Here is a 14,668-nt window from a genome sequence, read left to right on the forward strand (position 1 = left end):
CTATGTCGTCCAGCATTGATGAGTCCCAGAGCGAACTGATTCGCGCCCGGGACGTCGAGGGTTTCGATGTCTGGGCGCTGCCTAGCTTCGACCCGGAACCCGAGCCCGAGCCGGAGCCGGAACCCGAAGAGGTGGTCGAGGAAATCGAGGAAGTGCCGCTGGATGAGGTCCAGCCACTGACCCTCGAAGAACTCGAGAGCATTCGCCAGGAAGCCTATAACGAAGGTTTCGCCACAGGTGAGAAGGAAGGTTTCCACAGCACCAGCCTCAAGGTCCGCCAGGAAGCTGAAGTGGCCTTGAGTGCCAAGCTGCAGACGCTCGAGCAGTTGATGGTCAATCTGTTCGAGCCGATCGCCGAGCAGGACACCCAGATCGAGAAAACCCTGGTGGAACTGGTCAGGCACATCGCTCGCCAGGTGATCCAGCGCGAACTGGCGATGGATTCCTCGCAAATCGAACATGTGATGCGTGAAGCGCTCAAGCTGCTGCCCCTGGGCGTCGGTAATGTGCGCCTGTATGTCAATCCGCAGGACTTCGAGCAGGTCAAGAGCCTGCGCGAGCGGCATGAGGAAAGCTGGCGCATCGTCGAGGACGAGGCGCTGCTGCCCGGTGGCTGCCGAGTCGAGACCGAACACAGCCGCATCGACGCCAGTGTCGAAACCCGCATTGCCCAGGCCATGGATCAACTCGCCGACCAGTCGCACGAGCAATCGCTGCATCCGGCCGCTGCCGACCTGAGCCTGGAGCTGGGCCCTCTGACACCGGTTGCGCCGAGCGCGGAGCCTGCCGACCCCGCTGTCGATCCCTTGGCGGAACAGCCCGATGCGCCTTGAACGCACCAGCTTCGGCAAGCGCCTAGGCGGCTATGCCCAGGCCATCGACTTGCCGGGCCAGCCGATTCTTGAAGGGCGCCTGTTGCGCATGGTCGGCCTGACCCTCGAAGCCGAGGGCTTGCGCGCCGCCATGGGCACCCGCTGCCTGGTGATCAATGACGACAGCCATCACCCGGTCAAGGTCGAGGCCGAGGTCATGGGCTTTTCCGGGAGCAAGGTGTTCCTGATGCCGGTGGGCAGCGTGGCCGGGATCGCCCCGGGTGCCCGTGTGGTGCCCCTGGCCGACACCGGGCGCTTGCCCATGGGCATGAGCATGCTCGGTCGAGTGCTGGACGGTGCCGGCCGTGCCCTGGATGGCAAGGGCGGCATGCGCGCCGAGGATTGGGTGCCGATGGACGGCCCCACCATCAACCCGCTCAAGCGTGACCCCATCAGCCAGCCGCTGGACGTGGGCATTCGCAGTATCAACGGATTATTGACGGTGGGTCGCGGCCAACGCCTGGGCCTGTTCGCTGGTACCGGCGTGGGCAAGAGTGTGCTGCTGGGCATGATGACCCGCTTTACCGAAGCCGACATCATCGTGGTCGGGCTGATCGGCGAGCGGGGTCGCGAGGTCAAGGAGTTCATCGAGCATATCCTCGGTGAAGAAGGCCTCAAGCGTTCGGTGGTGGTGGCATCGCCGGCGGACGATGCGCCGTTGATGCGGCTGCGGGCGGCGATGTACTGCACGCGGATTGCCGAGTATTTCCGTGACAAGGGCAAGAATGTCCTGTTGCTGATGGATTCCCTGACTCGTTTCGCCCAGGCCCAGCGGGAAATCGCCCTGGCCATTGGCGAGCCGCCAGCCACCAAGGGCTACCCGCCTTCGGTGTTCGCCAAGCTGCCCAAGCTGGTGGAGCGCGCCGGCAACGCCGAGGCCGGCGGTGGCTCGATCACTGCTTTCTACACCGTGCTGTCTGAAGGCGACGACCAGCAGGACCCGATCGCCGACTCGGCCCGTGGCGTGCTCGATGGCCACATCGTGCTGTCCCGGCGCCTGGCGGAGGAGGGGCACTACCCGGCCATCGACATCGAGGCGTCCATCAGCCGGGTGATGCCGGCGGTGATCAGCCCCGACAATATGGCCCGGGCGCAGTACTTCAAGCAGCTGTGGTCGCGCTATCAGCAGGCTCGCGACCTGATCAGCGTCGGTGCCTATGTGCCGGGTGGCGATCGCGATACCGATACGGCCATTTCCCTGCAGCCGGCGATGGTGGCCTACCTGCGCCAGGGGCTGAACGACAATGTCAGCCTGGGCCACAGCCAGACCCACCTGGAGATGATGTTCGCTCCGGCGACGGGCGGCTAACCGATCATGGCCGACAGCCGCGCTGCACGCCTGGCGCCCGTGGTGGACATGGCGGAAAACGCCGAGCGCACCGCCGCCCAGCGCCTGGAGTACTTCCATGGCCAGGTGCGGGTGGCCGAAAGCAAGCTGGGGGACCTGGAGCGTTTTCGCGGCGACTACCAGGAACAGTGGGTCGAGCGCGGCAAGCTCGGCGTCAGCGGCCACTGGCTGATGAACTACCAGTACTTTCTCAGCCAGCTGGACACCGCCGTGGCCCAGCAACGGCAAAGCCTGGCCTGGCACCAGAACAACCTCGATCGCGCCCGCGAGGCCTGGCAGCAGGCCTTTGCCCGGGTGGAAGGGTTGCGCAAGCTGGTGCAGCGCTATATCGACGAGGCCCGGGCGCTGGAAGACAAGCGCGAGCAGAAGCTGCTGGACGAGCTGTCACAGCGTTTGCCACGGCAAAGCCCGTACTGATCGGGTTTTTTGGGCGGCAGGTTGTCCGGCTGGCGACTGGGTGCTACACCTTTTAGACGTCGTCAATGACAAGGAAGCAGTCTCATGTCGGTCGTTACAGAAATATCCCCGGACGGGCAGAAGCTCACGATCTCCATCAGGGGGCGCTTCGATTTCGGGCGCCACCAGGAATTTCGCGAATCCTACGAGCGGCTCAACCGGACGCCGGAGTCCATAGTGGTGGATCTCAAGGAAGCCACTTACCTCGACAGTTCCGCCCTGGGCATGCTGCTGCTGTTGCGTGACCATGCCGGCGGCGACAATGCCGACGTGCGGGTGATCAACAGCAACTCGGATGTGCGCAAGATTCTCGCCATCTCCAACTTCGACAAACTCTTCGATATCAGCTGAATGGCATGGGCTCCATGGTCGAACCCCTGTGTGTGCTGATCGCCGAGGATGGCGCGGCGGACCGCTTGCTGCTGTCCGGTATTGTCCGGCGCCAGGGGCATCAGGTGCTGGCGGCGAGCAATGGCGCCGAGGCCCTGGAGCTGTTTGAGCGCGAGCGTCCGCACATAGTGCTGATGGACGCGATGATGCCGGTGATGGATGGCTTCGAGGCGGCGCGGCGGATCAAGGCCCTGGCGGGTGAGACTCTGGTGCCGATCATCTTCCTCACCTCCCTGAGCGGGGGCGAGGCGCTGGCCCATTGCCTGGAGGCGGGCGGCGACGATTTCCTGGCCAAGCCCTACAACCCGGTGGTGCTGGGCGCCAAGATCAACGCCATGGACCGCCTGCGGCGCCTGCAGGAAACCGTCTTGCAGCAGCGCGACCAGATCACCCGGCACCATGACTACCTGCTCAACGAGCAGCGGGTGGCCAAGGCGGTGTTCGACAAGGTGGCCCATTCCGGCTGCCTGGATGCGGCCAATATCCGCTACCTGCAATCGCCCTATGCGCTGTTCAACGGTGACCTGCTGCTGGCGGCCTACACCCCGGCGGGGGATATGCACGTGCTGCTGGGGGATTTCACCGGCCACGGCCTGCCGGCGGCGGTGGGGGCCATGCCCCTGGCCGAGGTGTTCTACGGCATGACCGCCAAGGGCTACGGGCTGCCGGAAACCCTGCGCGAGATGAATGCCAAGCTCAAGCGCATCCTGCCGGTGGACATGTTCTGCTGCGCCACCCTGCTGTGCCTGAGTTCCCAGCGGCGCGCGGTGGAGGTGTGGAATGGCGGCATGCCCGAAGGCTATCTGTATCAGCACGCCAGTGGCGTGCGAACGCCCCTGGTGGCGCGCCACCTGCCCCTGGGGGTGCTCAGTGCCGAGGCGTTCGAATATCGCACCGAAGTCTTTCCCATGGCGCCCGGAGATCGGGTGTTCCTGCTGTCCGACGGGGTGATCGACACCTGCAACGCCGAGGACGAGCTGTTTGGCGTGGAGCGCCTGCAGCAGGTGTTCGCGGCCAATCGTGAGGCCGATTGTCTGTTCGAGGAAATCCAGCAAGCGCTGGAGAGGTTTGGCGGCAGTGCCCGGGACGATGTCAGCATGGTGGAGGTCAGCCTGCCGGAGTTCCCCCGGCTGGCACCGCCGGCCCTGGTGTATTCCGACAGTGGTCAGTCCTGCCCCCTGGACTGGTCGGTGAGCTTCGAGTTTCGCGCGGCCACCCTCAAGCGCTTCAATCCCTTGCCCTATCTGTTGCAACTGCTGCTGGAGGTGCATGGCCTGCGCTCCCAGAGCGGCACCCTGTACAGCGTGCTCGCCGAGCTGTATTCCAATGCCCTGGAGCATGGCGTGCTCAAGCTCGATTCGCGGCTCAAGCGCGATGCCGAGGGCTTCACCCGCTATTATCGCGAGCGTGCCGCACGGCTCGAGGAGCTGCAGGAAGGCTATGTCCGCGTGCACCTGCAGGTGCAGCCCCTGGAGCAGGGTGGGCGCCTGGTGGTGCGGGTCGAGGACAGCGGCGATGGCTTTGATGTGGCCACGGTGCTGGCCCGCCCCAACGATAGCGGGCGGCTGTCGGGGCGTGGGGTCAGCCTGATCCGCCAGATGAGCCGGCAGGCGGTGTGGGCCGACGATGGGCGCAGTGTCTGCGTGGAGTTTTCCTGGGAGGCTCTGGCATAATTCCCGGGTTCTTGATCAAGGAGTGAACAAGTGGCTGAGATACATCTGGACCACGAGGTGCTCAACGCTCTGCAGGAAGTCATGGAGGATGAATATCCGGTCCTGCTGGACACTTTTGTCTGCGACTCCGAAGAGCGGGTACGCCTGCTGCACAAGTCCGAGGACGCCATTGCCCTGGAAGCAACTGCCCATAGCCTCAAGGGCAGCAGCAGCAACATGGGCGCCACTCGCCTTGCCGAACTCTGTCATCAGCTGGAGCTGCGCGCGCGGCAGCCGGCGGCGGAAGGCATTCGCCAATTGGTGGGCGAGATCGACGGCGAGTTCGCCATTGTCCGGCGCCTCTGCGAGCAGGAATTGCAGCGCTTCCACTGCTGAGTTCTTGCCTTTTATCGGTCGGCCGACAAAGCTGGCCCGACCTTTGCAGCCAAGTCTTGCAACTGTACCTATGATCCCCGTGCAGCGGAGACTGTCCCATGGCTGTTACCCCTAACTCGCTTCTTCAGGCCACTGCCCAGGCCAGCGCTAAGTCCAAGACTCAAGCGGCCCCTGCCAGCCCCCTGGCAAGCGTTGCCGAGCCTGGGGACAAGGCTTCCAGCTTCGCCCAGCTGTATGCCAAGGAGGCCCAGGGCAAGCCCCAGAGCAAGGTCCCGTCCTTCGCCGATAATTCGCCCAAGCCGACCCGTGACAACAGCGTCGACAACAGTCCGAAGAAAGACCTCGGCAGCGATTCCTCTGCCGCGTCGCAACCAGCGGTTGCCGATAGCGGCAAATCCTTGCCTGCCGACAAGCCGGCCAGCAATGACAGTCAGGCCAGCAAGGATGGCAAGGACAGCGCCAGCACTGACAACAAGCCTGCCGACGCGGCCTCGGCCGATACCGCGCAGGCCGACACTGCAGTCACTCCCGCACCTGTGGACCCGAGCCTGTTGCCAACGCCTGCGGTGCAGCCGGCAGTGGTCGAGGCACCACCGGTAGTGCCGCAACCTGTGGTCGAGGCGCCCGTCGTGCCGCAACCGGTGGTGGCCGCCGCCGCCGCGGCCGTGGTCGCTCCGGTGTCGGAGCCGGCCAAGGCGCCGTTCGATCCCGAGGCCGATCCACTGGATGCCATGCCGGCCGTGCGCCTGGCCATGGAGCAGAGTGGCCATGTGTCAGCTTCCAGTCAGGCGCAGCCCAAGGCCGCACCTGCCGATACCCATGCCGACGGTCAGTTGACGTCGGCACAGAACTTCGCCAATGGCATGGCCAGCATGCTCGAGCAGCAGGCCGGCAAGGCCAGCACCGAGCAGGGCGGCGAAAAAGCCTTCAGTGGCTTGATCAGTGAAGGGCTGAAAGACCTCAAGGGCGCCTCCAGCGATACCCGGGTGGATGATTTCGCCAATCGCCTGGCGGCCCTGACCCAGGCGGCGACCCCCAAGACCGCCAACGCGGTGCCGGTCAACCAGCCGCTGGCCATGCATCAGAGCGGCTGGACCGATGAAGTGGTCAACCGGGTGATGTACCTGTCCAGTGCCAACCTGAAATCCGCGGATATCCAATTGCAACCCGCCGAACTCGGGCGCCTGGATATTCGCGTGCACATGATCCCGGACCAGCAGACCCAGGTGACCTTCATGAGTGCCCACGCCGGTGTGCGTGAAGCCCTGGAAGGGCAGGTGCATCGCATGCGCGACATGTTCAACCAGCAGGGCCTGGGCCAGGTGGATGTTAACGTTTCCGACCAGTCCCGTGGCTGGCAGGGCCAGGAGCAGGCGCAGCAGGAGCAGAATCGCCGCGCCGGTTCCAGCACCGGCGGCACACGCCTGGATGGCAGTGATGAAGAGTTGCCACACGGCGTGGCCGAAGTGGCCGCTCCGGTGCAGACCGTGATCGGCACCAGCTCAGTGGACTACTACGCCTGAGTGCTGGGCAGGTCTCACGACCAGTCGTGAGGCCTGCCTGCCCAGAGTCTCTGCGGTGAGGGCCCTGGATGCCGTTCAAGGGTCTGGCCTTCACTCTGTTGTCGTCTCGCGCAGCGCAGATCCAGCCTGTGCAGCCCCGTCGGCAACCCTGATGTGTCCCTCGCCGGCCTCATCTCCTTTCTCCGTCCCTGCAATTCAGACAAATCTGGCATAACACTTGCTCTTGCCTAGCCGTGCGACTGTGAACCCCCGAATAGTGACGGATTATTGGCATGGCGAAGAGCGAAGCTGCAGAAAAACCCACCGCAGGGAAAAGCAAGATCAAGCTTATCCTCTTGATTGTCCTGGCGTTGTTGCTGGCCATCGGCTCGTCGGTGGGGGCCACCTGGTACTTCATGCACAGTGCCCAGAGCAAGCCCGCCGCGGCCGCGGAAACCGCGACCAACATCAAGGCAGCGGCCATCTACGAGCCCATGGCCCCGGCCTTCGTCGCCAACTACACGCAGAATGGCCGGCAGCGCTACATGCAGGTGAGCATTACCCTGCTGGCCCGCAACCAGGCTGACCTGGATGCACTGAAAGTGCATATGCCGGTGATCCGCAACAACCTGGTGATGCTCTTCTCCGGGCAGAATTTCGACACCCTGGCGACTCCGGTCGGCCAGGAGATGCTGCGTCAGAAGGCCACCGCCAGTGTCCAGGAAGTGGCGCAGAAAGAGGTGGGCAAAGTGGTGGTCGAACAGTTGCTCTTTACTAATTTCGTACTGCAGTAGGAACACGACATGGCCGTGCAGGACCTGCTGTCCCAGGATGAGATCGATGCGCTGTTGCATGGCGTCGACGACGGTCTGGTACAGACCGAACACTCTGCCGAACCCGGCAGTGTCAAAAGCTACGACCTGACCAGCCAGGATCGCATCGTCCGCGGACGCATGCCGACCCTGGAGATGATCAACGAGCGTTTCGCCCGCTATACCCGGATCAGCATGTTCAACATGCTGCGCCGTTCCGCCGATGTGGCGGTGGGTGGCGTGCAGGTCATGAAGTTCGGTGAGTACGTGCACTCGCTGTACGTGCCCACCAGCCTCAACCTGGTGAAGATCAAGCCGCTGCGCGGTACGGCGCTGTTCATCCTCGACGCCAAGCTGGTGTTCAAGCTGGTGGACAACTTCTTCGGCGGCGACGGCCGTCACGCGAAGATCGAGGGGCGGGAATTCACCCCCACCGAACTGCGTGTGGTGCGCATGGTGCTGGAGCAGGCGTTCATCGACCTGAAGGAAGCCTGGCAGGCGATCATGCCGGTCAACTTCGAGTACATAAACTCGGAAGTGAACCCGGCCATGGCCAACATCGTAGGCCCCAGCGAGGCGGTGGTGGTCTCCACCTTCCATATCGAACTCGATGGCGGTGGCGGCGACCTGCACGTGACCATGCCGTATTCGATGATCGAACCGATCCGCGAAATGCTCGATGCCGGCTTCCAGTCCGACCTGGACGACCAGGACGAACGCTGGAGCAAGGCCCTGCGCGAGGACGTGCTGGATGTGGCGGTGCCGCTGAGCGCCACCGTGGCCCGACGCCAACTGCGCCTGCGCGACATCCTGCACATGCAGCCCGGCGACGTGATCCCGGTGGAACTGCCCGAAGACATGATCATGCGGGCCAACGGCGTACCGTCGTTCAAGGTCAAGCTCGGTTCCCACAAGGGCAACCTGGCGCTGCAAGTGATCGAGTCGATCGAGCGCCGATAAGCGGCGCTTCAACCTGTTTGCTGTTCAATGAATTTTTGCCCGTCGAGGACCCAAGATGGCTGACGAAATCAACTCCCAGGACGACCAGGCGCTGGCCGACGAATGGGCTGCTGCACTGGAAGAGACCGGTGAAGGCAGTCAAGACGATATCGATGCCCTGCTGGCGGCCGACGCCGGTACCGCAAGCTCCTCCGGGCGCTTGCAGATGGAAGAGTTCGGCAGCGTGCCGAAGAGCCACGAGCCGGTCACCCTGGACGGCCCTAACCTGGACGTGATCCTCGATATCCCGGTGTCGATCTCCATGGAAGTGGGCAGCACCGACATCAACATCCGCAACCTGCTGCAGCTCAACCAGGGTTCGGTGATCGAGCTCGACCGCCTGGCCGGCGAGCCGCTGGACGTGCTGGTCAACGGCACCCTGATCGCCCATGGCGAGGTGGTGGTGGTCAACGAGAAGTTCGGTATTCGCCTGACTGACGTGATCAGCCCCAGCGAACGCATCAAGAAGCTGCGCTAAGTGAACAAGCTGCTTGGCGTCTTGCTCGGCTTGCCCCTGAGTGCCCTGGCGGCGGAGCCGGTGGCCAGTGCCGCAACGGCTGCCGTGCCGGCGGTGGGCAGTGTCGGTGGCCAACTGACCCAGCTGGTGCTGGGTCTGTTGCTGGTGATAGGCCTGATCTTTTTCCTCGCCTGGCTGGTGCGCCGGGTGCAGCAGGCCGGCCCCAGCGGCAAGGGCCAGGTGATCGAGCTGATCGGTTCCCGGGCCTTGGGCCCGCGGGATCGCCTGGTGTTGGTGCAGGTGGGCAACGAGCAGATCCTGCTGGGCCTGACGCCGGGCACCATCACCCCCTTGCATGTGCTCAAAGAGCCGGTGCCGGTGCCCAGCACCGAGCAGGCGACGCCCGAGTTTGCCCAGCGCCTGATGGAGCTGTTGGGCAAGGATCAGAAGGATAAGAAGTAATGCCGTTGCGCATCATCTTGACGTTGGCCCTGATGCTGGCGGCGCCGCTGGCGCTGGCGGCCGACCCGTTGTCGATCCCGGCGATCACCCTTGGCACCAACGCCAGTGGCCAGCAGGAGTACTCGGTCAGCCTGCAGATCCTGCTGATCATGACGGCGCTGAGCTTCATTCCGGCGTTCGTCATGCTGATGACCAGCTTCACCCGGATCATCATCGTCTTCTCGATCCTGCGTCAGGCCCTGGGCCTGCAGCAGACGCCATCGAACCAGATCCTCACCGGCATGGCGCTGTTTCTCACCATGTTCATCATGGCCCCGGTGTTCGATCGGGTGAACCAGGATGCGCTGCAACCCTACCTGGCGGAAAAACTCACTGCCCAGGATGCGGTGGCCAAGGCCCAGGTGCCGATCAAGGACTTCATGCTGGCCCAGACCCGCAGCAGCGACCTGGAACTGTTTGTGCGGCTGTCTAAGCGCACCGATATCGCCAGCCCTGATCAGGCGCCGCTGACCATCCTGGTTCCGGCCTTTGTCACCTCGGAGCTGAAGACCGCGTTCCAGATCGGTTTCATGATCTTCATCCCGTTCCTGATCATCGACCTGGTGGTGGCCAGTGTGCTGATGGCCATGGGTATGATGATGCTCTCGCCGCTGATCATTTCCTTGCCGTTCAAGATCATGCTGTTCGTGCTGGTGGATGGCTGGGCGCTGATCATCGGCACCTTGGCGGGCAGTTTCGGCGGTGTCTAAAACCTTGTTTGCGGGTGCTCGACAATGACTCCTGAAGTCGCGGTAGACTTGTTTCGCGAAGCCCTGTGGCTGACCACCATGATGGTCGCGGTGCTGGTGGTGCCCAGCCTGCTGGTGGGTTTGCTGGTGGCCATGTTCCAGGCGGCCACGCAGATCAACGAACAGACCCTGAGCTTCCTGCCGCGCCTGCTGGTGATGCTGGTGACCTTGATCGTCGCCGGCCCCTGGCTGGTGCAAACCTTTATGGAATACATCCGTCAGTTGTACGGCAGTATTCCGCAACTGATCGGCTGACCCCATGTCCTTGCTGGCGCTGACCGACACGCAGATCAGTACCTGGGTGGCGAGCTTCATGCTGCCGCTGTTCCGGGTCACCGGGGTGCTGATGGTGATGCCGATCTTCGGTACCACCCTGGTGCCGCGCCGGGTGCGTCTGTACTTCGCGGTGGCGATCACCGTGGTCATAGCGCCGGGCCTGCCGCCCATGCCAGAAGTGCACGCCCTGGATCTCAGCGGCCTGTTGCTGGTGGCCGAGCAGATCATCATTGGCGCGGTGCTGGGCTTTTCCCTGCAACTGTTCTTCCAGGCGTTCGTGATTGCCGGGCAGATCGTGGCGATCCAGATGGGCATGGGCTTCGCCTCCATGGTCGACCCCACCAACGGTGTATCGGTGGCGGTGATCGGGCAGTTCTTCACCATGCTGGTGAGCCTGCTGTTCCTGGCCATGAACGGCCATCTGGTGGTGTTCGAAGTGCTCACCGAAAGCTTCACCACCTTGCCGGTGGGCGGTGGCCTGCTGGTCAATCATTTCTGGGAGCTGGCGGGCAAGCTCGGCTGGGTTCTCGGTGCGGCGCTGCTTCTGGTGCTGCCGGCGATCACCGCCTTGCTGGTGGTCAACATCGCCTTCGGCGTCATGACTCGGGCGGCGCCGCAATTGAACATCTTCTCCATTGGCTTCCCCCTGACCCTGGTGCTGGGCATGGGCATCGTCTGGATCAGCCTGGCGGACATTCTCAACCAGTATCAACCGCTGGCCTCTGAGGCCCTGCAGTTCTTACGCGAACTGGCAAGGGCGCGCTAAGCCATGGCAGAGAGCGAGAGCGGTCAGGACAAGACAGAAGACCCCACGGAGAAACGCAAGAAGGACTCCCGGGAAAAGGGTGAGATCGCCCGTTCCAAAGAGCTCAATACCCTGGCGATCATGCTGGCGGGGGCGGGTGGTCTGCTGATCTATGGCGGTGGCCTGGCGCTGGATCTGCTGGAAATAATGCGCCTGAATTTCTCCCTGCCGCGTGAGGTGCTGCTCAGTCCCGGGTCCATGGGCCTGTACCTGCTGCACTCGGGCAAGATCGCCATCCTGGCGGTGCAGCCGGTACTCCTGACCTTGTTACTGGCGGCGATCATCGGGCCGATTTCCCTCGGCGGCTGGCTGTTCGCCGGCAAGAGCCTGGCGCCCAAGTTCAGCCGGATGAACCCGGCCAACGGCCTCAAGCGCATGTTTTCCTCCACGGCGCTGATCGAGCTGCTCAAGGCCCTGGCCAAGTTCGGCCTGGTGCTGTTCGTGGCGCTGTCGGTGCTCTCGGCGGATATCGACGACTTGTTGCGGATCGCCCACGAGCCTCTTGAGCTGGCGATTATCCACAGTGTCCAGGTGGTGGGCTGGAGCACCTTGTGGATGGCTTGCGGGCTGATCCTGATCGCGGCGGTGGATGTGCCGGTGCAGCTGTACCAGGCGCACAAGAAGCTGTTGATGACCAAGCAGGAAGTGCGTGACGAGCACAAGGACCAGGAGGGCCGCCCGGAGGTCAAGCAGCGGATTCGCCAGACCCAGCGCGAGATGTCCCAGCGGCGGATGATGGCGGCGATCCCCGACGCCGACGTGGTCATTACCAACCCGACCCACTACGCGGTGGCCCTCAAGTACGACGCCGAGAAGGGCGGGGCGCCGATGTTGCTGGCCAAGGGCAGCGATTTCCTGGCGCTGAAGATCCGCGAGATCGCCGTGGCTCACAATGTGATGCTGCTGGAGTCGCCGGCGCTGGCGCGTTCGATCTATTACTCCACCGAGCTTGAGGAAGAGATTCCGGCGGGCCTGTATCTGGCGGTGGCCCAGGTGCTGGCCTACGTCTATCAGATCCGCCAGTACCGCGCGGGCAAGGGCAAGCGTCCGGATGCGCTCAAGGACCTGCCGATTCCTGCAGACCTGCAGCGCGATACCTCCGGCAAGCAGTCCTCCACTGGGCCGATCAACCCGCTCTAGAGCGTGGGCTGGCCTGTCAGTCAAAAAAATGGCTAATGGCCATTACCGCGTTTCCCTAAGTGCATGCAGGCCGATGCACGCTGTTTGCGTCGACCGGACAAAGTTGGAAGGCTTCTTGCAATAGCCGCCCTGTGCCGCTTCAGGCGTCAAAAGTTTGCTTTACGGAACGGGGTAAATAGGTGGATCGCTCTCAGTTAATCAGCACAGCTCGCAGCAACCTGGCTGACCTCGGTCGAGGCAACCTGGGGGTGCCGGTGCTGTTGTTGGTCATGCTGGCCATGATGATGCTGCCGGTGCCGGCGTTCCTCCTCGATGTGTTCTTCACCTTCAACATCGCCCTGTCGATCGTGGTCCTGCTGGTCTGCGTCTACGCCCTGCGGCCCCTGGATTTCGCGGTATTCCCCACCATTCTGCTGGTGGCCACCCTGTTGCGCCTGGCGCTCAACGTGGCCTCGACCCGGGTGGTGATGCTCCACGGCCAGGAGGGTCACGCCGCAGCCGGCAAGGTGATCCAGGCCTTCGGCGAGGTGGTGATCGGCGGCAACTACGTGGTGGGTATCGTGGTGTTCGCGATCCTCATGATCATCAACTTCGTGGTGGTGACCAAGGGTGCCGGGCGGATCTCCGAGGTCAGCGCGCGCTTCACCCTGGACGCCATGCCTGGCAAGCAGATGGCCATTGACGCCGACCTCAACGCCGGCCTGATCGACCAGAACCAGGCCAAGTCCCGGCGTGCCGAAGTGGCCCAGGAAGCCGAGTTCTACGGTTCCATGGACGGTGCCAGCAAGTTCGTTCGCGGTGACGCCATCGCCGGCCTGCTGATTCTGTTCATCAACCTGATCGGCGGCATGGCGGTCGGTATCTTCCAGCACAACATGAGCTTTGCTGACGCCGGCAAGGTCTACGCCCTGCTGACCATCGGTGACGGTTTGGTGGCGCAGCTGCCATCGCTGCTGCTGTCCACCGCGGCGGCCATTATGGTCACTCGGGCCTCGGGCTCGGAGGAGATGGGCAAGCAGATCAACCGGCAGATGTTCGCGTCCCCCAAGGCACTGGCCGTGGCGGCGGGCCTGATGGCGGTGATGGGGCTGGTGCCGGGCATGCCGCACTTCTCCTTCCTCAGCCTGGCGGCCGTGGCGGGTGGGGCGGCGTACCTGCTGTGGCGCAAGCAGAGCCAGGCCAAGGTCCAGGCCCAGGAAGAAATCCAGCGCCAGCAGGACCTGTTGCCATCGCCGGCGCGGGCCATGGAAACCAAGGAACTGGGCTGGGATGACGTGACCCCGATCGACATGATCGGCCTGGAAGTCGGCTACCGGTTGATTCCCCTGGTGGATCGCAACCAGGGTGGGCAGTTGCTGGCGCGGATCAAGGGGGTGCGCAAGAAGCTCTCCCAGGATCTGGGCTTCCTGATGCCCACGGTGCATATTCGCGACAACCTGGACCTGGCCCCCAGTGCCTATCGCCTGACCTTGATGGGGGTGATCCTGGCCGAGGCCGAGATCTACCCGGATCGCGAACTGGCGATCAACCCGGGGCAGGTCTACGGCACCCTCAACGGCATTGTCGCCCGCGACCCGGCCTTTGGCCTGGAAGCGGTGTGGATCGAGATCAGCCAGCGGCCCCAGGCGCAGTCCCTGGGCTACACCGTGGTGGACGCCAGTACCGTGGTCGCCACCCACTTGAACCAGATTCTGTACAAGCACTCCAGCGAGCTGATCGGCCACGAAGAAGTGCAGCAACTGATGCAGTTGCTGGCCAAGAGTTCGCCAAAGCTGGCCGAAGAGCTGGTGCCAGGCGTATTGTCGCTGTCGCAGTTGCTCAAGGTGTTGCAGGCGCTGCTGGCCGAACAGGTGCCGGTGCGCGACATTCGCAGCATTGCCGAGGCTATCGCCAACAATGCCGCCAAGAGTCAAGATACTGCCGCTTTGGTTGCCGCGGTGCGCGTCGGATTGTCGCGCGCCATCGTCCAAAGCATTGTAGGCACTGAGTCTGAGCTGCCTGTGATCACCTTGGAACCAAGGTTGGAACAAATTTTGCTCAGCAGTCTGCAAAAGGCCGGACAAGGGCAGGAAGAAGGCGTTCTGCTCGAGCCAAGCATGGCCGAGAAACTGCAGCGTTCGCTGATCGAAGCGGCGCAGCGTCAAGAGATGCAAGGTCAACCAGTGATCCTGTTGGTGGCGGGGCCGGTCCGCGCCATGCTTTCGCGGTTCGGGCGTCTCGCCGTTCCGGGTTTGCATGTGCTGGCGTACCAGGAAATTCCTGACAACAAGCAAGTGACCATCGTTGCGACAGTAGGGCCCAACGGCTGAGGTA

General features: G+C 63.4%; 16 protein-coding genes. All 16 read left to right on the forward strand.

The genetic code is table 11. The features are described from left to right. The first annotated feature begins 2 nt into the window (after positions 1-2). The 16 genes from fliH (at position 3) to flhA (ending at position 14,664) form a co-directional block, all read left to right on the forward strand. The gene (gene fliH / locus J4P02_RS08750) at positions 3-833 is read left to right on the forward strand and encodes a flagellar assembly protein FliH (RefSeq protein WP_426189189.1); all 831 of its coding nucleotides are present in this window, start codon (positions 3-5) and stop codon (positions 831-833) included. Continuing rightward, on the forward strand, positions 823-2,181 hold the full coding sequence (gene fliI / locus J4P02_RS08755) for a flagellar protein export ATPase FliI (RefSeq protein ID WP_426189191.1): 1,359 nt from the start codon (positions 823-825) through the stop codon (positions 2,179-2,181). The genes fliH and fliI overlap by 11 nt, the downstream gene beginning before the upstream one ends. Positions 2,182-2,187: 6 nt before the next feature. Then, a complete protein-coding gene (fliJ, locus tag J4P02_RS08760; RefSeq protein ID WP_426189193.1) occupies positions 2,188-2,637 on the forward strand; it encodes a flagellar export protein FliJ in 450 nt (149 codons plus the stop codon). 84 nt (positions 2,638-2,721) lie between these two features. Further along, positions 2,722-3,027, forward strand: a complete 306-nt coding sequence (locus J4P02_RS08765) for an STAS domain-containing protein (RefSeq protein ID WP_011059979.1) — start codon at positions 2,722-2,724, stop codon at positions 3,025-3,027. Between the two features lie 5 nt (positions 3,028-3,032). Continuing rightward, positions 3,033-4,739: a SpoIIE family protein phosphatase gene (locus J4P02_RS08770; protein WP_426189196.1), complete on the forward strand. Its 1,707-nt coding sequence runs from the start codon at positions 3,033-3,035 to the stop codon at positions 4,737-4,739. A 30-nt stretch (positions 4,740-4,769) separates the two neighbouring features. Beyond that, a complete protein-coding gene (locus J4P02_RS08775) occupies positions 4,770-5,114 on the forward strand; it encodes an Hpt domain-containing protein (RefSeq protein ID WP_426189198.1) in 345 nt (114 codons plus the stop codon). 98 nt (positions 5,115-5,212) lie between these two features. Further along, the gene (locus tag J4P02_RS08780; protein WP_426189200.1) at positions 5,213-6,637 is read left to right on the forward strand and encodes a flagellar hook-length control protein FliK; all 1,425 of its coding nucleotides are present in this window, start codon (positions 5,213-5,215) and stop codon (positions 6,635-6,637) included. Between the two features lie 272 nt (positions 6,638-6,909). Next, the gene (fliL, locus tag J4P02_RS08785) at positions 6,910-7,410 is read left to right on the forward strand and encodes a flagellar basal body-associated protein FliL (protein ID WP_426189202.1); all 501 of its coding nucleotides are present in this window, start codon (positions 6,910-6,912) and stop codon (positions 7,408-7,410) included. Positions 7,411-7,419: 9 nt separating this feature from the next. Further along, positions 7,420-8,388, forward strand: coding sequence for a flagellar motor switch protein FliM (fliM, locus tag J4P02_RS08790; RefSeq protein ID WP_426189204.1), 969 nt, complete (start codon positions 7,420-7,422; stop codon positions 8,386-8,388). Between the two features lie 55 nt (positions 8,389-8,443). Next, positions 8,444-8,905: a flagellar motor switch protein FliN gene (fliN, locus tag J4P02_RS08795; RefSeq protein ID WP_426189206.1), complete on the forward strand. Its 462-nt coding sequence runs from the start codon at positions 8,444-8,446 to the stop codon at positions 8,903-8,905. After that, entirely contained in the window at positions 8,906-9,346 is a 441-nt protein-coding gene (gene fliO / locus J4P02_RS08800; protein WP_426189208.1) for a flagellar biosynthetic protein FliO, read from the forward strand. Continuing rightward, on the forward strand, positions 9,346-10,095 hold the full coding sequence (gene fliP, locus J4P02_RS08805) for a flagellar type III secretion system pore protein FliP (RefSeq protein WP_123723966.1): 750 nt from the start codon (positions 9,346-9,348) through the stop codon (positions 10,093-10,095). The genes fliO and fliP overlap by 1 nt, the downstream gene beginning before the upstream one ends. A gap of 24 nt (positions 10,096-10,119) precedes the next feature. After that, positions 10,120-10,389, forward strand: coding sequence for a flagellar biosynthesis protein FliQ (gene fliQ, locus J4P02_RS08810; protein ID WP_426189210.1), 270 nt, complete (start codon positions 10,120-10,122; stop codon positions 10,387-10,389). 4 nt (positions 10,390-10,393) lie between these two features. Further along, on the forward strand, positions 10,394-11,176 hold the full coding sequence (gene fliR / locus J4P02_RS08815) for a flagellar biosynthetic protein FliR (protein WP_426189212.1): 783 nt from the start codon (positions 10,394-10,396) through the stop codon (positions 11,174-11,176). A 3-nt stretch (positions 11,177-11,179) separates the two neighbouring features. Further along, positions 11,180-12,355, forward strand: coding sequence for a flagellar biosynthesis protein FlhB (flhB, locus tag J4P02_RS08820; protein ID WP_426189214.1), 1,176 nt, complete (start codon positions 11,180-11,182; stop codon positions 12,353-12,355). Positions 12,356-12,534: 179 nt separating this feature from the next. Continuing rightward, on the forward strand, positions 12,535-14,664 hold the full coding sequence (flhA, locus tag J4P02_RS08825; protein WP_426189216.1) for a flagellar biosynthesis protein FlhA: 2,130 nt from the start codon (positions 12,535-12,537) through the stop codon (positions 14,662-14,664). Positions 14,665-14,668: the final 4 nt, after the last annotated feature.

The sequence above is a fragment of the Pseudomonas sp. NFXW11 genome, from assembly GCF_049887815.1.
GTDB lineage: Bacteria > Pseudomonadota > Gammaproteobacteria > Pseudomonadales > Pseudomonadaceae > Aquipseudomonas.